The sequence below is a fragment of the Cytobacillus sp. EB106-05-05-XG126 genome (assembly GCF_058791715.1).
Window position 1 is genome coordinate 1 of the sequence record NZ_JBYTDU010000013.1, and the last position, 19,806, is coordinate 19,806.

At 44.3% G+C, this 19,806-nt stretch carries 21 protein-coding genes and 2 other annotated features (1 of these 23 only partly in view); all 21 genes read left to right on the forward strand.

Features of this window, described 5'->3' with window-relative positions:
* Positions 1-614: 614 nt before the first annotated feature.
* The 21 genes from AC3WTL_RS21250 to rplA all read left to right on the forward strand — a co-directional run bounded on the left by AC3WTL_RS21250 (position 615) and on the right by rplA (position 19,739).
* Positions 615-1,076, forward strand: coding sequence for a CtsR family transcriptional regulator (locus AC3WTL_RS21250; protein WP_492369991.1), 462 nt, complete (start codon positions 615-617; stop codon positions 1,074-1,076).
* Positions 1,077-1,099: 23 nt separating this feature from the next.
* Positions 1,100-1,648 carry a protein-arginine kinase activator protein McsA gene (mcsA, locus tag AC3WTL_RS21255; RefSeq protein WP_048011542.1) on the forward strand — a complete coding sequence of 183 codons (549 nt, stop codon included), beginning with the start codon at positions 1,100-1,102 and terminating at the stop codon, positions 1,646-1,648.
* Position 1,649: 1 nt separating this feature from the next.
* Entirely contained in the window at positions 1,650-2,729 is a 1,080-nt protein-coding gene (gene mcsB, locus AC3WTL_RS21260) for a protein-arginine kinase McsB (RefSeq protein WP_222501354.1), read from the forward strand.
* A 4-nt stretch (positions 2,730-2,733) separates the two neighbouring features.
* Positions 2,734-5,184 carry an ATP-dependent protease ATP-binding subunit ClpC gene (gene clpC / locus AC3WTL_RS21265; protein WP_048011540.1) on the forward strand — a complete coding sequence of 817 codons (2,451 nt, stop codon included), beginning with the start codon at positions 2,734-2,736 and terminating at the stop codon, positions 5,182-5,184.
* A gap of 314 nt (positions 5,185-5,498) precedes the next feature.
* Positions 5,499-6,878, forward strand: coding sequence for a DNA repair protein RadA (gene radA, locus AC3WTL_RS21270; RefSeq protein WP_035332338.1), 1,380 nt, complete (start codon positions 5,499-5,501; stop codon positions 6,876-6,878).
* 2 nt (positions 6,879-6,880) lie between these two features.
* A complete protein-coding gene (gene disA, locus AC3WTL_RS21275) occupies positions 6,881-7,954 on the forward strand; it encodes a DNA integrity scanning diadenylate cyclase DisA (RefSeq protein ID WP_048011539.1) in 1,074 nt (357 codons plus the stop codon).
* Between the two features lie 218 nt (positions 7,955-8,172).
* The gene (locus AC3WTL_RS21280; RefSeq protein WP_048011538.1) at positions 8,173-9,261 is read left to right on the forward strand and encodes a PIN/TRAM domain-containing protein; all 1,089 of its coding nucleotides are present in this window, start codon (positions 8,173-8,175) and stop codon (positions 9,259-9,261) included.
* 85 nt (positions 9,262-9,346) lie between these two features.
* Positions 9,347-10,033 (forward strand): 2-C-methyl-D-erythritol 4-phosphate cytidylyltransferase, encoded by a 687-nt coding sequence (ispD, locus tag AC3WTL_RS21285; RefSeq protein WP_197249128.1) that lies wholly within the window; start codon positions 9,347-9,349, stop codon positions 10,031-10,033.
* Positions 10,034-10,047: 14 nt separating this feature from the next.
* A complete protein-coding gene (gene ispF / locus AC3WTL_RS21290; RefSeq protein ID WP_048011536.1) occupies positions 10,048-10,533 on the forward strand; it encodes a 2-C-methyl-D-erythritol 2,4-cyclodiphosphate synthase in 486 nt (161 codons plus the stop codon).
* Positions 10,534-10,617: 84 nt separating this feature from the next.
* Complete coding sequence (gene gltX, locus AC3WTL_RS21295) at positions 10,618-12,075, forward strand: glutamate--tRNA ligase (RefSeq protein ID WP_197249127.1); 1,458 nt, start codon at positions 10,618-10,620, stop codon at positions 12,073-12,075.
* Between the two features lie 46 nt (positions 12,076-12,121).
* Positions 12,122-12,350: a binding site (T-box leader), on the forward strand.
* A 106-nt stretch (positions 12,351-12,456) separates the two neighbouring features.
* Entirely contained in the window at positions 12,457-13,125 is a 669-nt protein-coding gene (gene cysE / locus AC3WTL_RS21300; RefSeq protein ID WP_048011534.1) for a serine O-acetyltransferase, read from the forward strand.
* Positions 13,106-14,509, forward strand: coding sequence for a cysteine--tRNA ligase (cysS, locus tag AC3WTL_RS21305; protein WP_492369992.1), 1,404 nt, complete (start codon positions 13,106-13,108; stop codon positions 14,507-14,509). Before cysE ends, cysS begins: the two co-directional genes overlap by 20 nt.
* A gap of 3 nt (positions 14,510-14,512) precedes the next feature.
* Positions 14,513-14,938 carry a Mini-ribonuclease 3 gene (locus tag AC3WTL_RS21310; protein ID WP_248349380.1) on the forward strand — a complete coding sequence of 142 codons (426 nt, stop codon included), beginning with the start codon at positions 14,513-14,515 and terminating at the stop codon, positions 14,936-14,938.
* Complete coding sequence (gene rlmB / locus AC3WTL_RS21315) at positions 14,935-15,678, forward strand: 23S rRNA (guanosine(2251)-2'-O)-methyltransferase RlmB (RefSeq protein ID WP_048011531.1); 744 nt, start codon at positions 14,935-14,937, stop codon at positions 15,676-15,678. The genes AC3WTL_RS21310 and rlmB overlap by 4 nt, the downstream gene beginning before the upstream one ends.
* Positions 15,679-15,680: 2 nt before the next feature.
* Positions 15,681-16,190, forward strand: coding sequence for an NYN domain-containing protein (locus AC3WTL_RS21320; protein ID WP_222501358.1), 510 nt, complete (start codon positions 15,681-15,683; stop codon positions 16,188-16,190).
* Positions 16,191-16,260: 70 nt separating this feature from the next.
* Complete coding sequence (sigH, locus tag AC3WTL_RS21325; protein ID WP_048011544.1) at positions 16,261-16,917, forward strand: RNA polymerase sporulation sigma factor SigH; 657 nt, start codon at positions 16,261-16,263, stop codon at positions 16,915-16,917.
* Between the two features lie 99 nt (positions 16,918-17,016).
* Complete coding sequence (gene rpmG / locus AC3WTL_RS21330; protein ID WP_048011529.1) at positions 17,017-17,160, forward strand: 50S ribosomal protein L33; 144 nt, start codon at positions 17,017-17,019, stop codon at positions 17,158-17,160.
* A 117-nt stretch (positions 17,161-17,277) separates the two neighbouring features.
* Complete coding sequence (gene secE / locus AC3WTL_RS21335) at positions 17,278-17,460, forward strand: preprotein translocase subunit SecE (protein WP_048011528.1); 183 nt, start codon at positions 17,278-17,280, stop codon at positions 17,458-17,460.
* Positions 17,461-17,590: 130 nt separating this feature from the next.
* Entirely contained in the window at positions 17,591-18,124 is a 534-nt protein-coding gene (gene nusG, locus AC3WTL_RS21340; protein WP_048011527.1) for a transcription termination/antitermination protein NusG, read from the forward strand.
* Between the two features lie 211 nt (positions 18,125-18,335).
* Entirely contained in the window at positions 18,336-18,761 is a 426-nt protein-coding gene (gene rplK, locus AC3WTL_RS21345; RefSeq protein ID WP_009336545.1) for a 50S ribosomal protein L11, read from the forward strand.
* A gap of 234 nt (positions 18,762-18,995) precedes the next feature.
* Positions 18,996-19,739 carry a 50S ribosomal protein L1 gene (gene rplA, locus AC3WTL_RS21350; RefSeq protein ID WP_319003814.1) on the forward strand — a complete coding sequence of 248 codons (744 nt, stop codon included), beginning with the start codon at positions 18,996-18,998 and terminating at the stop codon, positions 19,737-19,739.
* 50 nt (positions 19,740-19,789) lie between these two features.
* Positions 19,790-19,806: a sequence feature (ribosomal protein L10 leader region), on the forward strand; it runs 123 nt beyond the window's last position.

Below are 19,806 nucleotides of genomic sequence, written 5' to 3' on the forward strand. Positions count from 1 at the left end.
GCGCCGATGGTAGTTGGGGGCTGTCCCCCTGTGAGAGTAGGACGCTGCCGGGCAAATGAAAGAGCACCTGATGGGTGTTCTTTTTTTTGTGTGTAATTATCTTAGCTGGACTCTTCTTTTTATTGAAAATGCAGATATGGGTCACTTCTCGCATTGATGCGGCAGAATTAAATTATATGCGCCATTCCTCATCTCTCCCTCTGTTTTAATAGTCGATTTCATTCTCCGAAAAGAAGAATTGTGCCAAATGTAAGATAAACATAAAAACATGCTAGATAAAACGAAACTTCTGCTGGATATTATCAAAAACCTGTCAGAAACTGCACCGATGCAGCACCAAAGAATCTAAAAACTGCACACTTCCCAGTAGCTCAGCCATCCCCGCTCCAAAGACCAATCAGCCCATACACATCAGCTGTCATCCAAAAACTTTCCCCAACCAAGCACAAACCCGCCCATCCAAAAATATATTGTTATCGACATTAACTTCCATTATCAGGTTTGGGAAGTCAAAAAATGGGGGAAAATTATTAATACCCGCCAATTGCAAGAAATTACATAAATCATGTATAATTAATGTCAAATATAGTCAAAGTCAGATAGGGGGAGGCCTGGTGAGAAATATATCCGACATAATTGAAAATTATCTCAAACAGGTTTTAGAGAAGAGTGAAAGGGAAATCGTGGAAATTAAAAGAAGCGAAATCGCTGACAAATTCCAGTGTGTTCCTTCTCAGATCAATTATGTGATCAACACCCGTTTCACGATTGAAAAAGGTTATGCAGTAGAAAGCAAGCGGGGAGGCGGGGGCTTCATCCGGATTATGAAAGTCCAGTCCTATGACCATGCTGATTTGATTGACCAGTTAATATCTTTGGTGCAGAGCAGGATTGCCCAGAGTAGTGCGGAGAATGTCATCTACCGTCTGGTAGAAGAAGAGATTATAACACACAGAGAAGCTAGAATAATGCTTAGTGTTATAGACCGTTCTGTTCTGTATATTGATCTTCCTTTCAGGGATGAGCTGAGGGCAAGAATGCTTAAGGCAATGTTGACCACTTTGAAATATAAATAGTAGTGAGCTGGAGAGGTGAAGTCATGATTTGTCAGGAATGTAATCAAAGGCCGGCCACGCTGCATTTTACAAAGGTTGTAAATGGCGAGAAAGCAGAGTTTCATCTTTGTGAGAAATGCGCACAGGAAAAAGGTGAAATGTTTATGCTGGGCAGCGGGTCCGGTTTTTCAATAAATAACTTGCTTGCTGGCCTTTTAAATATTCAGCCTTCCTTTCAGGGATCGGGCCAGGATCCTTTTCAGCAGGAGAAGGTTTTGCAGTGTGAGCAATGCTCCCTGACCTTTCAGCAGTTTATTAAAGTTGGCCGTTTTGGATGCGCCAGCTGCTATGAGACTTTTAAAGATCAATTAAACCCTATTCTTAGAAGGCTGCACAGCGGGAATTCCTCACACAGCGGGAAAATTCCGGCCAGAATCGGGGGAACCATTCATTTGCGCAGGAATATTGATGATTTAAAAAATCATTTAAAAGAAATGATTTCCAAAGAAGAGTTTGAGAGAGCGGCAGAATTAAGAGATGAAATAAGGAACTTGGAAAAACAGCTCAATGCCGATCAAAAGGGAGGGGAGTAGCTTGTCGCTGGAACGTTTCATAAATCAAGCTATCAGCTCCTGGATGAGTGCGGAAGGCCCTGATTCCGATATTGTATTAAGCTCACGAATCAGACTCGCCCGCAATATAAAGCAATTTAAATTCCCTACCTTATTTTCAAATGAAGAAGCAGAAGCAGTCATTGAAAAATTAAAGGCAAGGGTGGAGCACTCTTCGTTTTCAAAACTTGGGGAAATGGAGCTTTTATTAATGGATAGCCTTCAGCCTCTTCAAAAAAGAGTGCTGATGGAAAAGCATCTGATCAGCCCCCATCTTGCTGAGAATTCAACTCATGGTGCCTGCCTTCTTTCTGAAAATGAAGAAGTCAGCATCATGATTAATGAAGAAGACCATATAAGGATTCAATGCCTGTTTCCGGGGTTTCAGCTTTCTGAAGCCTTAAATATGGCAAATGAAATTGATGATTGGCTGGAAGAAGAAGCCGATTATGCATTTGATGAAGATATTGGCTTTTTAACAAGCTGCCCCACAAATGTAGGAACAGGGCTCAGGGCATCGGTTATGATGCATTTGCCGGGCCTCGTTCTCACACACCAAATGAACCGGATTATTCCGGCAATTAACCAGTTAGGTTTAGTTGTTAGAGGAATTTACGGGGAAGGCAGCGAAGCTTTAGGTAATATCTTTCAAGTTTCAAATCAGATCACTCTCGGAAAGTCAGAAGAAGATATCGCCGAGGATCTGAAAAGCGTTGTCAGTCAGCTGATTTCTCAGGAAAGATCGGCAAGGGAAGCATTAGCAAAGACTTCTAACATACAATTAGAAGATAGAGTCTTCCGCTCTTATGGCGTTTTATCAAACAGCCGGATCATTGAATCAAAGGAAGCAGCACAATGCTTGTCAGATGTTCGCCTGGGGATTGATATGCAGTACATCAAAAACATATCAAAGAATATATTGAATGAGCTGATGATCCTGACACAGCCCGGATTCCTGCAGCAATATGCAGGCGGGCCGCTCAGACCGCATGAACGTGATATCCGCAGGGCTTCACTAATTAGGGAAAGATTAAAAATGGAAGATCAAGAGTTGGGAGGATGAAATTATGATGTTCGGACGATTTACGGAAAGAGCTCAAAAAGTATTGGCGTTAGCACAGGAGGAAGCAATCCGTTTAGGACATAATAACATCGGAACAGAGCATATTCTGCTTGGGCTTGTACGCGAAGGTGAAGGAATTGCGGCTAAAGCTCTGTATGCTTTAGGCCTCGGCTCTGATAAGATCCAAAAAGAGGTTGAGAATTTAATTGGCAGGGGGCAGGATGCTTCCCAGACCATTCACTATACACCGCGTGCCAAGAAAGTGATCGAACTTTCCATGGATGAAGCAAGGAAGCTTGGCCATTCCTATGTAGGAACAGAACATATCCTGCTTGGCCTCATCCGTGAAGGCGAAGGAGTTGCTGCGAGGGTATTGAATAACCTTGGAGTCAGCCTCAATAAAGCGCGCCAGCAGGTGCTTCAGCTGTTAGGCAGCAATGAGTCCGGCAGCCATCAGGGAGGCTCCGCAGCCAATGCGAACACGCCGACCTTGGATGGATTAGCGCGTGACCTGACTGCTATTGCCAGAGAAGGAAGCCTCGATCCGGTTATTGGACGAAGCAAAGAAATTCAGCGTGTGATTGAAGTATTAAGCCGCAGAACGAAAAACAACCCGGTTCTCATTGGTGAGCCTGGTGTAGGTAAAACAGCCATTGCAGAGGGCCTTGCGCAGCAGATTATTAACAATGAAGTACCGGAGACTCTTCGCGATAAAAGGGTTATGACGCTTGATATGGGTACAGTGGTTGCCGGAACGAAGTATCGCGGTGAATTTGAAGACCGCCTGAAGAAGGTAATGGATGAAATCAGGCAGGCAGGAAACATCATTTTATTCATTGACGAGCTTCATACATTAATAGGTGCAGGTGGAGCAGAAGGGGCGATTGATGCTTCCAACATTCTAAAGCCATCTCTTGCCCGCGGCGAACTTCAGTGCATTGGTGCAACTACACTTGACGAATATAGAAAATACATTGAAAAAGATGCGGCACTTGAAAGAAGGTTCCAGCCTATTACGGTTGATGAGCCGACAGCCGAAGAATCTGTTCAAATTCTTGAGGGGCTGCGCGACCGTTACGAAGCCCATCACCGCGTAACCATTACAGATGCAGCGATTGAAGCGGCCGTAAAGCTGTCAGACCGCTACATTTCAGACCGCTTCCTTCCGGATAAGGCGATTGATTTAATTGATGAAGCGGGTTCTAAGGTAAGACTGCGCTCTTATACTACGCCTCCAAACCTGAAAGAGCTTGAGGTTAAGCTTGAGGATGTAAGAAAAGAGAAAGATGCTGCCGTTCAAAGCCAGGAATTTGAAAAAGCAGCTTCCTTAAGGGATACGGAGCAGCGCCTGCGTGAACAGCTGGAAGAAACGAAGAAAACATGGAAAGAAAAGCAGGGCAAAGAAAACAGTGAAGTGACGGTTGAGGACATTGCCAATGTGGTTGCCAGCTGGACTGGAATCCCTGTTTCGAAGCTTGCCCAAACTGAAACAGAAAAGCTTCTAAACCTGGAAGAAATCCTTCATTCCCGCGTAATCGGGCAGGAAGAAGCCGTTAAGGCCATTTCAAAGGCTGTCCGCCGTGCCCGTGCAGGCCTTAAAGATCCAAAGCGCCCGATTGGCTCATTTGTATTCCTTGGCCCGACTGGAGTTGGTAAAACTGAGCTGGCCCGTGCCTTAGCAGAAGCTATGTTCGGTGACGAGGATGCGATGATCCGCATCGATATGTCAGAATACATGGAGAAGCACTCCACATCCCGTCTGGTAGGTTCTCCTCCAGGTTATGTAGGATATGAAGAAGGAGGCCAATTAACCGAAAAAGTCCGCAGAAAACCATATTCTGTTGTGCTTCTCGATGAAATTGAAAAGGCCCACCCTGATGTATTCAATATCCTATTACAGGTATTGGAAGACGGAAGATTAACAGACTCGAAGGGAAGAACCGTCGATTTCCGCAACACTGTTCTGATTATGACATCCAATGTAGGTGCTGAAGCACTTAAGCGGAACAAATACGTTGGCTTTAACATCCAGGATGGGGAACAGGATTACAAAGATATGAAAGGAAAGGTAATGGAAGAGATGAAGAAGTCCTTCCGTCCGGAATTCCTGAACCGTATCGATGAAATTATCGTTTTCCATGCTTTGGAGAAAAAGCATCTTCAGGAAATCGTTTCGCTTATGTCTGATACCTTAACGAAACGTTTGAAGGAACAGGATATTACACTGGAATTGACAGACGCAGCCAAAGAAAAAATCTCGGTAGAGGGCTATGATCCTGAGTACGGAGCACGTCCGCTCCGCCGGGCGATTCAAAAGCATATTGAAGACCGTTTATCCGAAGAGCTGTTAAGAGGAACAGTCCTAACCGGACAAAGCGTGGTAATCGATGTGAAGGATGGAGAATTTGTGGTGAGAACCGCAGAACCAAGCAGAACAGCAAACCTTCAAAAGTAAGGTGTAACGGACCATATAATATAAGCATCAGATGATCACACACAGCAAAAAGGTACACGTCCCTGTTATACGTGTACCTTTTTGTACTCTTTCAGGCCATTTTTAAATGCAGCCTTAAAAGAGGCTTATTCAGCCGTTTTATGTTAATTTTAAGAGAGAAAAAGATATCTGGACAAAAACATTTTAAGACCCGTTGGAAAAGGGAATAGGAAGTAAACGCACTTCTTTCATCACTGGTTCTTCCACGCAAGGCCGGTAATAATAAGATTTTCCTTTACCGCGGCTGGTATGAATGTACAGAGAGGGGAAGAAGTATGGCTAAAAGAAAAACGAAATTCATGTGCCAGGAATGCGGCTATGAATCAGCGAAATGGATGGGAAAATGTCCGGGGTGCGGACAATGGAATACGATGGTGGAAGAGGTAGAGAAGCCAGCTTCAACGAGAAGAGGCGCTTTTGCACATTCACAGGGAACGGCCATAGCGGCAAAAGCTACGCCGATAACATCCATTGAAACAGTCAGCGAACCCCGCATACATACCGATTTAAAAGAATTAAACCGTGTCCTCGGGGGCGGGATTGTAAGAGGTTCTCTTGTTTTGATCGGTGGAGATCCGGGCATCGGGAAATCAACGCTTCTTCTTCAAGTGTCCTCACAGCTTGCGAACAGGAAGCATTCAGTCCTCTATATATCAGGGGAAGAATCCATGCGGCAGACGAAGCTGCGGGCTGACCGTTTGGGTGTTTCTTCAGACAGTCTGCTCGTATATTCGGAAACCAGCCTTGAAGAAATCAGCAGAACGATTGAAACAGTCAACCCTGACTTTGTCATTATCGACTCCATACAGACGATTTTTCATCCGGAAGTGACATCGGCGCCGGGGAGCGTTTCCCAGGTTCGGGAATGTACCGCTGAACTGATGCGCATTGGCAAAACGAAGGGAATTGCCATTTTTATCGTAGGGCATGTTACAAAGGAGGGCTCCATTGCGGGTCCAAGACTTCTGGAGCACATGGTGGATACGGTTTTATACTTTGAAGGTGAACGCCATCACACATACCGGATTTTACGAGCTGTAAAAAACAGATTCGGGTCAACAAACGAGATGGGCATTTTTGAGATGAAGGAACTTGGGCTTGAAGAAGTAGCCAATCCATCTGAAATTTTCCTCGAAGAGCGGTCACAAGGGGCTGCCGGTTCAACAGTTGTTGCTTCCATGGAGGGGACGAGGCCTGTTCTTGTTGAAATTCAGGCGCTTATTTCCCCGACAAGCTTTGGAAATCCAAGACGAATGGCAACCGGGATCGATCATAACCGGGTCCCGCTCCTGATGGCCGTTTTGGAAAAACGGGTCGGAATGCTCCTGCAAAATCAGGATGCCTACTTAAAAGTCGCTGGCGGAGTAAAGCTTGATGAACCGGCAATTGATTTGGCCATAGCGGTCAGCATTGCGTCGAGCTTCCGGGATAAGCCGACAAAAGCAACAGACTGCATTATTGGAGAAGTAGGACTCACAGGCGAGGTCAGGAGAGTCTCTAGGATCGAACAAAGAGTACAGGAGGCGGCCAAGCTGGGCTTTGAACGGGTCATCCTGCCGGCGAACAATCTTGGAGGCTGGAGCGCGCCGGGAGGCATCGAACTGATCGGAGTTAGCTCTGTTGGTGAAGCGCTAAAGGCTGCGTTAGGGGGATAAACATGGAGACTAAAAAAATGGGCGAAAAAACAATGAGTGAAATCCTTCGGTTCATGGCTCCGGGTACGCCTATCAGGGAAGGAATTGATAATGTTCTGCGCGCCAATACAGGCGGGCTGATTGTATTGGGCTCAAAAGAAAAGCTGAGCAACCTTGTTGATGGGGGTTTTCAAATTAATTGCCCATTTTCGCCAAGTTATCTGTATGAGCTGGCCAAGATGGATGGGGCTATTATTTTAAATGAAGAGGGGAACAAGATTCTGATTGCGAATGCCCAGCTTGCTCCTGATCCTGGTGTACCCTCTACAGAAACGGGCATGCGGCACCGCACGGCTGAGCGGGTTGCCCGGCAAACAGGCGCATTAGTGATTGCCATTTCCCAAAGACGCAATGTCATTACCCTTTATAAAGGGCATTCCCGCTATGCGCTGAGGGATATTGGCGTTATTTTAACGAAGGCGAATGTAGCCGTCCAGACACTTGAAAAATATAAGGTCGTTCTTGAACAGAGCATCGGCAATCTCAGCATCCTTGAATTTGAGGAGCTTGTTACCTACAGTGACATCCTGCATGTTTTTCATAATATCGAAATGGTTCTGCGCATTAAAAATGAGCTGCTCACCTATTTAAGTGAACTGGGGACAGAAGGAAGGCTGATCCGGCTCCAGATGAATGAGCTGCTGGTGGAGCTTGAACGGGAAGCAGAATGGATTATTAGAGATTATGCTCAATCAAAAGACATCGACTCCAGGGGGGCGCTTGTCAAACTACAGGTCCTTTCAAAAGGGGAAATGCTCGAAGACTCTGTCATTCTAAAGCTTCTCGGGTACAACGGTTATATTCACACGGAAGAATTTAAATGCCCCCGCGGCTTCCGCATGCTGAATAAAGTTCCGCGCCTGCCGCCAATTATTATTGAAAATCTGATTAACCGGTTTGAAGAGTTCCCAAATATCATCACGGCAACTGTAGAGGAGCTTGATGAGGTGGAAGGAATCGGGGAAGTGCGGGCAAGAAAAATTAAAGAGGGACTCAAGCTCATAAAAGAGCAGGTTTTTGCGGATCGCCAGCTATAAAGAGACCATTGAACTATGTAATTGGATATGCTAAAATGGTTGGTTAATTATTTGACAGTTTATTGCCAATGGTGCTACCCTTAAGGTGGATGAAATTATTAATTAAAACAGGTCTTTTACTATCGTGAAATAATTATAAGGAACAAAATTGAAAATACCCCGGATTCAGGGTTTCAATTTTGTGAATTTGTTTATAATGAGTAAAAGGAGGTGAAGGAATGTTAAAACGTATTGTACAGGCATGCTTCCTTATTATTGGGGTAACGCTTGGAATATTCTTAATTCCTGACTTATTAAAATTAATCAGTTTAGATGGCATTCCTCTTTTAAACAATCCATACGTGTCCGCCATTTTAGGTGCTATTATTTTTTATCTTTTAACTTTTTGGGCGGTTGATCATGTCGTCAATTTCGTGAGATGGGCAGAAGAATCACTGGTAAAAGTACCTATAACAGATATTATTTTTGGAAGTGTCGGCCTGGTTTTTGGATTAGTCATTGCCTTTTTAATCGGATATGCCCTAAATGCGATTGAGGTTCCGATACTGAATACCGTTGCTCCCATTGTGCTAACGCTTATATTCGGCTACCTGGGATTTCAGGTTGGTTTTAAAAAGCGGGATGAGCTTCTAAGTTTATTTTCCAGCAAGAAAAAGAAGAGCAGTGAAGAAGAACTTGAGCCTGAAGCTGCACCTAAAAAATCGCTCAAGATTCTTGATACAAGCGTTATTATCGATGGACGCATTGCTGATATCTGCCAGACTGGCTTTTTGGAAGGCACGATTGTCATTCCGCAGTTTGTGCTCGAAGAACTTCAGCATATTGCTGATTCATCAGATGTATTAAAGAGGAACCGCGGCAGACGGGGTCTGGATATATTAAACCGGATTCAAAAAGAGCTTTCGATTAATGTGGAAATCTATGAAGGCGATTTTGAAGAAATCCAAGAGGTGGACAGCAAGCTTGTGAAGCTGGCTAAGTTAACGAATGGCGTCGTTGTGACCAATGATTTTAACTTAAACAAGGTTTGTGAACTGCAAAAAGTGGCAGTCCTTAATATTAATGACCTGGCTAATGCGGTAAAACCGGTTGTGCTTCCAGGTGAAGAAATGAAGGTACAGGTAATAAAAGACGGCAAGGAACAGAATCAGGGGATTGCTTATCTGGACGACGGCACGATGATCGTGGTGGAAGAAGGCAGAAATTACATTGGCAAACATATTGATGTACTTGTCACAAGTGTTCTGCAGACATCAGCCGGAAGAATGATCTTTGCAAAACCCAAACTTCTGGAAAAAGCTTTATAATGTATGATGGAAAGTAGGACAGAATGTGCAGGGAGATTGATTTCCCTGCCTTTTTGCCTGCTTTTTTAAAAGAGGAGTCAAAAATATGAATTATCAAGTGATTCTCCCGGCAGCCGGGCAGGGGAAACGAATGGGAGCCGGAAGGAATAAGCTTCTTCTGGAAATTGGGGATGTCCCTGTGTTCATACATACGTTAAAAGTTTTTGAGAGTGACCCGGAGTGCACGGGCATTGTTCTGGCCATTAATCCTCAGGATGAGGAAGAAATGCGCATTCTCTTAAAACAGCATCAGATAAAGAAGGTGGCTGCTATGGTTGAAGGCGGTAAGGAAAGGCAGCATAGCGTCTATAATGCGGCCAAAGCAGCTTCGGGTGAGGAAGTAGTGCTGGTTCATGACGCTGCCCGCCCTTTTATTACACGGGATTTACTGCAGCCTCTGGTGAAAGCAGCCTGGGAAAAAGGAGCTGCTGTTCTCGCAGTGCCGCTGAAGGATACCGTTAAAAAAGCTGACGGGCATTTAATTACAGAAACACTTGAACGTTCCTGCCTGTGGGCTGTTCAAACTCCACAGGCATTTCGTGTTTCTTCCCTGCTTGAGGCACACCGCAAGGCAGACGGAGACGGCTTTTTAGGAACAGATGATGCGAGCCTCGTGGAGCGGTTAGGGAATGAAGTGGTGATTGTTGAGGGAAGTTACGATAATATTAAGCTGACAACGCCGGAAGATATTTATTTTGCGGAAGCAATTATAAAGAAAAGAAGTCATATGTAAAGGGGATTGTTATCATGTTTCGGATTGGACAAGGTTTTGATGTGCATCAGTTTGCTGAAGGACGACCGCTGATTATCGGGGGTATTGAAATACCATATGAGAAAGGGCTTTTAGGGCATTCAGATGCAGATGTCCTGCTGCATACAGTGGCAGATGCCTGCCTTGGGGCCATTGGAGAAGGAGACATTGGACGGCATTTTCCTGATACCGATCCTGAATTCAAGGATGCCGATTCGGCAAAGCTGCTGCAGCATGTATGGGGAATCGTAAAAGAAAAAGGGTATGAGCTGGTTAATGCAGACTGCACCATCATTGCCCAGAAGCCTAAGATGGCTCCTCATATCGGTAAAATGCAGGAGCGGATTGCAGAGCTTCTGGAAACCGAAAAAGAAAATATTAATGTGAAAGCAACAACTACAGAAAAACTTGGCTTTACAGGACGGGGAGAGGGAATCGCCTCCCAGGCCGCTGTTTTGCTGAAAAAGATAGAGAACCGTTAAAATTACCTTTCAGAAGAAAAACCTGAGTGTTAAAATATAGCTTACGATAAACTCAAGATTCAAGATTTTAAGGAGGCAGTCAGTATGTCAAATGAAATCCGCGTCCGCTACGCTCCGAGTCCGACTGGGCATTTGCATATCGGAAATGCGAGAACAGCGCTTTTTAACTATTTGTTTGCAAGAAGCAAAGGCGGAAAGTTCATCATCCGCATTGAGGATACAGATAAAAAACGTAATATTGAAGGCGGCGAGGAAAGCCAGCTTCATTATTTAAAATGGCTCGGCATGGATTGGGACGAAAGCATTGACAGGGAAGGCGAATATGGCCCGTACCGCCAATCTGAAAGAAATCATATCTATGAAACCTACTATAAGGAATTGCTCGAAAAAGGGCATGCCTATAAATGCTATTGTACGGAAGAGGAGCTTGAAGCAGAGCGTGAAGCTCAATCTGCAAAAGGCGATACTCCTGCTTACTCAGGAAAATGCCGCCACCTGACAGAGGAAGAGAGAGCTGCACTTGAAGCTGAAGGCAGAAAGCCCAGCATCCGCTTCCTGGTGCCAAAAGGCAAGATGCTGACATTCAATGACATGGTAAAAGGGGAAGTGTCATTCGAGTCTGATGGATTTGGCGATTATGTCATCGTTAAGAAAGACGGCACACCTACCTACAATTTTGCCGTAGCAGTGGATGATCACCTGATGAAAATTTCTCATGTTCTGCGCGGGGATGACCATATTTCCAATACGCCTAAACAGCAGATGATTTATGAAGCATTGGGCTGGGACCTTCCGGTGTTTGGACATATGACTTTGATTGTCAATGAAAGCCGCAAAAAACTGAGCAAGCGCGACGAGACGATCATCCAGTTCATTGAACAATATGAAGAGCTCGGCTACTTGCCGGAAGCACTCTTTAACTTTATTGCTCTGCTTGGCTGGTCTCCTGCAGGGGAGGAAGAGATTTTCTCACAAGAAGAATTCATCGATATCTTTGATGAAAACCGCCTTTCAAAGTCTCCTGCCCTTTTCGATAAGCAAAAGCTTGAATGGATGAATAACCAGTACATGAAGAAGCTTGATCAGGAGCGATTGGTGTCCATTTCAGCCCCTCACCTGGTGAAGGCAGGGAAGATCAGCGGAAACTGGCAGCAGGAAAACGAAGAGTGGGTTAATAGCCTGATCACTCTTTACCAGGAAAAAATGAGCTTTGGCGCTCAGATTGTCGAGCTTTCTGAACTGTTCTTTACAGAGGAAATGACCGTTGATGAAGAAGCGAAGGAAGTTCTGGCTGAAGAGCAGGTTCCTGAAGTGCTGACTGCATTCCTGCAGGAAATTGATGCACTTGCAGAATTCAAAGCAGATGAAATTAAAGCGGCTATGAAGGCTGTGCAGAAATCAACAGGCCACAAGGGCAAAAAGCTCTTCATGCCTATCCGTTCCGCAACGACCGGCCAAACCCATGGACCGGATCTGCCGCAGGCAATCGAGCTTTTAGGAAAAGAAAAAGTAAAAACTCGATTAATGAGCATTATTGGTTAACATCTTGGAGAAAATGTAATATAGTATTAAGTAAATTATTCTATATTGAAAAGTGTTGAAGAGGAAAAGTAAGAAAAAAGATGCTTTTTAGAGAAAACCATCACCGGCTGAAAGTGGTTTAAGCCTCTCTTTATTCTGAAGTGCGCCTCTGAGCCTCAATTCGAACGGACGCCAAGCTTCCAAGTAGATTTGAGCGGAAACTTATCCGTTAACAAGTTAAAGTTGAGGCTGTTTAAGCCTAAACAGAGTGGAACCGCGCGTAAAGCGTCTCTGTCCGATTGTGGCAGAGACGCTTTTTTTATATGCAAAACCTGCAAGAAATCAGTATATGAGAAAAATATTTATTAAAAAGAAGATCTATGCCAGGAGGGGAAATGAACCATGTTTGCAAGAATGAAGGAAGATATCGAAGTGGTATTTGAACAGGATCCGGCAGCAAGAAGTTATTTGGAAGTAATATTAACCTACTCAGGATTACATGCTGTCTGGTCACACCGCATTGCCCACGCACTTTTTAAGCGGAAGTTTTATTTTCTTGCAAGAGTGGTTTCCCAGATCAGCCGCTTTTTCACAGGAATTGAAATTCATCCGGGAGCAAAGATCGGCAGACGCTTTTTTATCGACCATGGCATGGGGGTTGTCATCGGGGAAACGTGTGAAATCGGTGATAATGTAACAGTTTTTCAGGGTGTGACACTGGGAGGAACCGGGAAGGAAAAAGGCAAGCGCCATCCTACCATTAAGGACAATGCGCTGATTGCAACAGGTGCGAAGGTTTTGGGCTCTATTACAATTGGCGAAAATTCTAAGGTGGGTGCAGGCTCTGTTGTTCTTCATGAGGTTCCGCCTAATTCAACAGTAGTCGGGATTCCTGGAAGGGTGAAAATCCGGGATGGTGTGAAAATTAGCAAGGATTTAAATCATTGTGATCTTCCCGATCCAATTGCAGACCGGTTTAAGGAACTGGAAGGGGAGCTGCGGGAATTAAAAACGGAAGTGGAAACATTGAGGAAAGAAAGGAGCCAGATTCATGGCCATTCAAATCTATAATACACTTACTCGTCAAAAAGAGGATTTTATTCCCTTGGAAGAGGGAAAAGTGAAAATGTATGTGTGCGGGCCAACCGTTTATAACTATATCCATATAGGGAATGCCCGCCCGCCGATTGTATTTGATACCGTAAGAAGATATCTTGAGTTCCGCGGCTTCGATGTACAGTATGTCTCCAATTTTACAGATGTGGATGATAAGCTGATCCGCGTGGCCAACGAATTAGGAACGGATGTTCTGGCAGTTGCAGAACGGTTCATTAATGCCTATTTTGAAGACGTTTCTGCGCTCGGCTGCAGAAGGGCTGATGTCCACCCGAGAGTGACAGAAAGCATCGATATCATTATTGAATTTATCCAGACATTGATTGATAAAGGCTTTGCGTATGAATCAGAGGGAGATGTCTATTATCATACCCGGAAATTTGATGAGTACGGCAAGCTTTCTCATCAGTCCATTGATGAATTGCGAGTCGGCGCCCGCATTGCCGTCGGCGAGAAGAAACAGGACTCCCTTGACTTTGTTCTTTGGAAAGCGGCGAAGGAAGGGGAAATCGCGTGGGAGAGTCCTTGGGGGCAAGGAAGACCCGGATGGCATATCGAATGCTCCGCGATGGCGAAGAAATACCTTGGGGACATGATTGACATCCATGCCGGCGGTCAGGATCTGGCCTTCCCGCATCATGAAAATGAAATTGCCCAGTCGGAAGCACTGACAGGAAAAACCTTCGCCCGCTACTGGATGCACAACGGGTATATTAATATCGACAACGAAAAAATGTCCAAATCACTGGGGAATTTCGTCCTGGTTCATGACATTATCCAAAAGCATGACCCGCAGGTTTTAAGGTTTTTCATGCTGTCGGTTCATTACAGGCATCCGATCAACTACAGTGATGAGCTTCTGGAAAACACCCGGACAGGGCTTGAGCGCATTAAAACGTCTTATCACAATTTGCAGCACCGCAGAGAAGCAAGTGTGAACCTGACCGATAATAATCAGGAGTGGCTGGATAAAATTACAGCACTTCATGAGCAATTCATTCAAGATATGGATGATGATTTTAACACAGCGAATGCTGTATCCATTTTGTTCGAACTGTCTAAGCTTGCGAATTATTATCTGATGGAGAAAAACACAGCTGTGGAAGTGATCGATGCTTTCACGAAAAAATTTGAAACACTGTTTGATGTATTGGGGCTTTCACTTGAAGAGGCACATGCAGATCTTCTGGATGAAGAAATCGAGCAGCTGATTGAAGAGAGGCAGCAGGCCAGAAAAGAGCGAAACTTCGAACTGGCAGATAAAATCCGTGATCAGCTGAAAGAAATGAATATTATCCTTGAAGATACACCGCAGGGAATCAGATGGAAAAGAGGCTAAGCAATGCTTCACTATGATAAAAAAGTAGATGAAAAACAATTGAATAGTCTTGCCTTGGCGTATATGGGAGATGCAGTATTTGAGACCTATATACGCCACCATCTCCTTCAAAATGGACGGGTTCGGCCTCACTTTCTTCATAAAGAGGCGACCCGGTATGTTTCTGCAAAAGCCCAGTCCCTGATCATTCATGAATTAATAGACGCTGAACGGCTGACAGAAGAAGAACTGGCGGTCGTCCGCAGGGGGCGGAATGCCAAGTCCGGTTCGGTGCCGAAAAATACAGATGTCCAAACATACAGATACAGCACAGCTTTTGAATCTCTGATCGGCTATCTGTTTTTAGCGAAAAGACAGGAGCGGATGGAAGAGCTGATTTTGGAATCCATAGATTTAGTTGAGAAAAGGAAAGGAGGAGCGGTAAAATGAGCCAGGATTTTATCATTGGGAAGAATCCCGTCATTGAAGCATTGAAGTCAGAGAGGGATATTAATAAGATTTTTATTGCTGAAGGTTCGCAAAGCGGGCAGATGCAGCAGGTAATCGGTTTGGCGAAGTCCGCCGGGGTGCTGGTCCAGTTTGTACCCAAGAAAAAAATAGATGGGATGGCAGAGGGAAATCATCAAGGCGTCATCGCACAGGTTGCTGCCTATCAATACGCAGAAATTGATGATTTGTTTGCTGCTGCAGAAAAGAAAAACGAAGCACCGTTCTTCTTGCTTCTGGATGAGATAGAAGATCCGCATAATCTTGGGTCCATCATGAGAACGGCAGATGCAGTTGGGGCACACGGAATTGTTATTCCGAAGAGGAGAGCGGTCGGGCTGACAGCAACGGTAGCTAAAGCTTCAACAGGTGCGATCGAGTATATTCCGGTTGTCCGTGTTACCAATATGGCCAGAACAATTGATGAATTAAAAGAAAGAGGCGTCTGGATCGCCGGTACGGATGCAAAAGGGAAACAGGACTACCGCCAGATGGATGGAGCGATGCCTTTAGGTCTTGTGATTGGCAGTGAAGGTAAAGGAATGGGCCGCCTGATACGTGATAAATGCGACTTCCTCATTAACCTGCCGATGGCTGGACATGTTACTTCCCTTAACGCATCAGTTGCGGCTGCATTGCTCATGTATGAGGTTTATCGGAAACGTCACCCGCTTGAGGGATAAAAATGGACATCCTTCTTGTTGACGGATACAACATAATTGGTGCTTGGCCGGAACTCAGGGAGCTCAAAAACAAGGATTTATCATCTGCCAGAGACCGACTGATTGAAAAAATGGCCGAGTACCAGGGATATTCCGGGTACAGAGTGATTGTCGTGTTTGATGCCCACTATGTAAAGGGCACGGAAAAAAAGTTTAAGAATTCAAAGATCGAAGTTATTTTCACGCGGAATAATGAAACGGCCGATGAACGCATCGAAAAACTGGCTATCGATCTCAGTAATATTAAAACTCAAGTTCATGTAGCAACCTCCGATTTCACAGAGCAGTGGGTCATATTTGGCCAGGGCGCGTTAAGGAAATCAGCGAGGGAGCTTCTGAATGAAATGAATCTGATTGAAAGCAGCATCGAAAAAAAAGTAAAAAAAATTCAGGGGAAAAAGCCAGTTTCCAAGATACCTCTCAGTGATGAAGTGGCAGAAATTTTTGAAAAATGGCGCAGAGGAGGCCAATGAGCGGTTGACGCTTGAAAAAACCGTGCTGTATAATGTTTCTAACCATGCTTGTACGGTCGGGGGGATCCTAGTGAGTGCTGACTTCAAGACAATCGACGAAAATCTTATAGACTTTATGCAGCTTGAGGACGAAGAAATAGTGGAGCTCGTTCATAAGGGCGAGAGTGAGGCGCTGGATTATCTTATTCATAAGTACCGCAACTTTGTCCGGGCAAAAGCAAGATCCTATTTTTTGATTGGCGCAGATAAAGAAGATATTGTACAAGAGGGAATGATCGGCTTATACAAGGCGATCCGTGACTTTAAAGAGGACAAGCTGTCTTCATTTAAAGCGTTTGCCGAGCTGTGCATCACCAGGCAAATTATAACCGCCATTAAGACGGCGACCCGCCAAAAGCATATTCCGCTGAACTCATATGTGTCTCTGGACAAGCCCATTTATGATGAGGAATCGGACAGAACGCTTATGGATGTTATCTCCGGGGCGAAGGTTATGGACCCTGAAGAGCTGATTATCAATCAGGAAGAATTTGATCATATTGAAGTGAAAATGTCTGAGCTATTGAGTGACCTTGAACGCAAGGTGCTTGCTCTTTATCTGGATGGGCAGTCCTATCAGGAAATTTCTGAAGAACTGAACCGTCATGTTAAATCGATTGACAATGCTCTTCAGCGGGTGAAAAGAAAGCTGGAAAGATATTTGGAAGTGCGTGAATTTTCACTTTAGACATAATTTCCCAACACCTTGCTTTTTTTGCAGTTATTGACATGTTTTAGGGTGCGTGTTAAAGTTTTAAGGGCGTAATGTGACTTAGTAGGTGGAAATATGACAAAAAAAGTGATTTTGGCTTGCTCCGTATGTGGTTCCAGGAACTATTCCACTGCGGGAAAAAATGATGCTGTACGGCTGGAATTGAAGAAATTCTGCAGCACATGCAGTGCTCATACGATCCATAAAGAAACAAAGTGATTATATAGATAAGAAGTTTGTTCTTTTAATAGACTGAAGCTGAGTGTTTTATGCAGATTTGAAGCCGCTTTAGCTTCTTGTTAAAGGATATATCTTTTGAAAGTTGGGGGTTACGAAATGCAGCGCATCGTGAATTTTTTCCGTGAAGTTGGCCGGGAAATGAGAAAGGTCAGCTGGCCTAAACGCAAAGAGCTGACAAGCTATACTGTTACCGTTCTTGCTACAGTTACGTTCTTCGCTCTGTTTTTTGCAGTGATTGACCTGGGAATTTCTGAATTGATTCGTATAATTCTTGAATAACCCCTGAGTTTCCATGGTATAATGGAGAATAACACAGGAAACATTTGCAAAGCCCGGAAACGGGTTTTTTAATTTGGAGAAAAATAATAAATTGGAATACAGGGAGGGAAGGACGAACAAGTCCTCGTGAATGGAAAAGAATTGGTATGTTGTTCATACGTACTCCGGCTACGAAAATAAAGTGAAAGCCAATCTAGAGAAACGTGTTGAATCAATGGGTATGCAAGATAAGATCTTTCGGGTGGTAGTCCCGGAAGAGGAAGAAACAGAATTGAAGAACGGCAAGAAAAAAGTAGTGAAGCGCAAGGTCTTCCCTGGTTATGTACTGGTAGAAATCGTGATGACAGATGATTCCTGGTATGTAGTAAGAAATACTCCGGGTGTAACCGGCTTCGTGGGTTCGGCAGGTTCAGGCTCAAAGCCGACTCCGCTATTGCCTGAGGAAGTTACTCATATTCTTAAGCATATGGGTGTTGAAGAAGCCCGCTTTGATATCAACTTTGAGATCGGCGAGACTGTTAAGGTGAACGAAGGTCCGTTTGCGAACTTCACAGGCTCGATTGAAGATATTGATAAAGATAAGGCAAAGATTAAAGTGCTTGTGAACATGTTTGGCCGTGACACTCCGGTTGAACTTGATTTTTCACAGATTGAAAAACTGTAAGAATCAGTCATCTGTGAAAGTACTTTTATATATCTTTGTAAAAAAACTTGAAATTGGCTTTGAAAAGTGATAATATTTCAAAGGTCAGTATGTCTCGGACAAAGAGACTGGACAGTAGTTAAAAGTTCTTTATCTTAATATAAAGACTATAAGTTGAGTGGGAGGGAACTTTCCCTATTACCACATCACGGACTTTAAGGAGGTGTGTCTCGTGGCTAAAAAAGTAATCAAACTTGTAAAGCTGCAAATCCCTGCAGGTAAAGCGAACCCTGCACCACCGGTAGGACCGGCACTAGGTCAAGCAGGTGTTAACATCATGGGATTCTGTAAGGAATTTAACGCTCGCACAGCTGAACAAGCTGGCTTAATCATTCCTGTTGAAATCACGGTTTTTGAAGACCGTTCATTTACATTTATTACGAAAACTCCTCCTGCTGCAGTTCTTCTTAAGAAAGCGGCTGGAATCGAGTCTGGTTCTGGTGAACCAAACCGTAATAAAGTAGCAACAGTCAAGCGTGACAAGGTACGCGAGATTGCTGAAACAAAGATGCCTGATCTAAACGCTGCAAGCGTAGAAGCTGCAATGCGTATGGTTGAAGGTACTGCACGCAGCATGGGTATCGTTATCGAAGACTAATCCATGTATGAAGCAGATTAAGGGATGAGGTTGCGACGTTGAATTTGGTTTCACTCGCAACCTTTGTTCTGTCAAGAGCGGGCGCCTTAAAGGGCGCCTCCGCTTTTACTGTCTAGCTGCGGCGCCTAGCCCCTCGAGGTCATAAGCCAATCCTCCCGGAAAGGTAAAGAACACCTTTCAGTGAGGCTTGTCATATGCTTGTCGGGTCTGACCAAGGCGCCTCCGCTTTTAAACGTGGGAGGTTATTCCGCTAAAACCACAATCAAGGAGGAAATAAAAATGGCTAAAAAAGGTAAGAAGTACGCAGAAGCTGTGAAGCTTGTTGATTCTTCAAAAGCTTACCCGATTGCTGAAGCAATTGAACTTACGAAGAAAACTAATTTTGCAAAATTTGATGCAACTGTTGAGGTAGCATTCCGCCTTGGAGTTGACCCTAAGAAAGCTGACCAGCAAATCCGTGGAGCAGTTGTTCTTCCAAACGGAACTGGTAAAACTCAGCGCGTTCTTGTATTCGCTAAAGGCGAAAAAGCGAAAGAAGCAGAAGCTGCTGGAGCAGATTTCGTAGGCGATTCTGAATACATCAACAAAATCAGCCAAGGCTGGTTTGACTTTGATGTAATCGTTGCTACACCTGACATGATGGGTGAAGTTGGTAAACTTGGCCGTGTATTAGGACCTAAAGGCTTAATGCCAAACCCTAAGACTGGCACAGTTACTTTTGACGTTCAAAAAGCAGTTAACGAAATCAAAGCAGGTAAAGTTGAATACCGTGTTGACAAAGCTGGTAACATCCACGTGCCAATCGGTAAAGTATCTTTCGAAGACGAAAAGCTTGTTGAAAACTTCAACACTATTTTCGACACAATGATGAAAGTGAAGCCTGCTGCTGCTAAAGGAACTTACATGAAGAACGTTTCTGTTACTTCTACAATGGGACCTGGCGTAAAAGTAGATCCATCATCTGTTGCAGTTAAATAATACCAATTGACATTCTGAAATACATGCTGTAATATGTATTTTGTTGTTAAAATATAATAACATTTGT

Coding starts and splice junctions, on each gene's coding strand:
- mcsA (WP_048011542.1), top strand. CDS start 1,100: ATGATTTGTCAGGAATGTAATCAAAGGCCGGCCACGCTGCATTTTACA.
- clpC (WP_048011540.1), top strand. CDS start 2,734: ATGATGTTCGGACGATTTACGGAAAGAGCTCAAAAAGTATTGGCGTTA.
- radA (WP_035332338.1), top strand. CDS start 5,499: ATGGCTAAAAGAAAAACGAAATTCATGTGCCAGGAATGCGGCTATGAA.
- disA (WP_048011539.1), top strand. CDS start 6,881: ATGGAGACTAAAAAAATGGGCGAAAAAACAATGAGTGAAATCCTTCGG.
- AC3WTL_RS21280 (WP_048011538.1), top strand. CDS start 8,173: ATGTTAAAACGTATTGTACAGGCATGCTTCCTTATTATTGGGGTAACG.
- ispD (WP_197249128.1), top strand. CDS start 9,347: ATGAATTATCAAGTGATTCTCCCGGCAGCCGGGCAGGGGAAACGAATG.
- ispF (WP_048011536.1), top strand. CDS start 10,048: ATGTTTCGGATTGGACAAGGTTTTGATGTGCATCAGTTTGCTGAAGGA.
- gltX (WP_197249127.1), top strand. CDS start 10,618: ATGTCAAATGAAATCCGCGTCCGCTACGCTCCGAGTCCGACTGGGCAT.
- cysE (WP_048011534.1), top strand. CDS start 12,457: ATGTTTGCAAGAATGAAGGAAGATATCGAAGTGGTATTTGAACAGGAT.
- cysS (WP_492369992.1), top strand. CDS start 13,106: ATGGCCATTCAAATCTATAATACACTTACTCGTCAAAAAGAGGATTTT.
- AC3WTL_RS21310 (WP_248349380.1), top strand. CDS start 14,513: ATGCTTCACTATGATAAAAAAGTAGATGAAAAACAATTGAATAGTCTT.
- rlmB (WP_048011531.1), top strand. CDS start 14,935: ATGAGCCAGGATTTTATCATTGGGAAGAATCCCGTCATTGAAGCATTG.
- AC3WTL_RS21320 (WP_222501358.1), top strand. CDS start 15,681: ATGGACATCCTTCTTGTTGACGGATACAACATAATTGGTGCTTGGCCG.
- rpmG (WP_048011529.1), top strand. CDS start 17,017: ATGACAAAAAAAGTGATTTTGGCTTGCTCCGTATGTGGTTCCAGGAAC.
- secE (WP_048011528.1), top strand. CDS start 17,278: ATGCAGCGCATCGTGAATTTTTTCCGTGAAGTTGGCCGGGAAATGAGA.
- nusG (WP_048011527.1), top strand. CDS start 17,591: ATGGAAAAGAATTGGTATGTTGTTCATACGTACTCCGGCTACGAAAAT.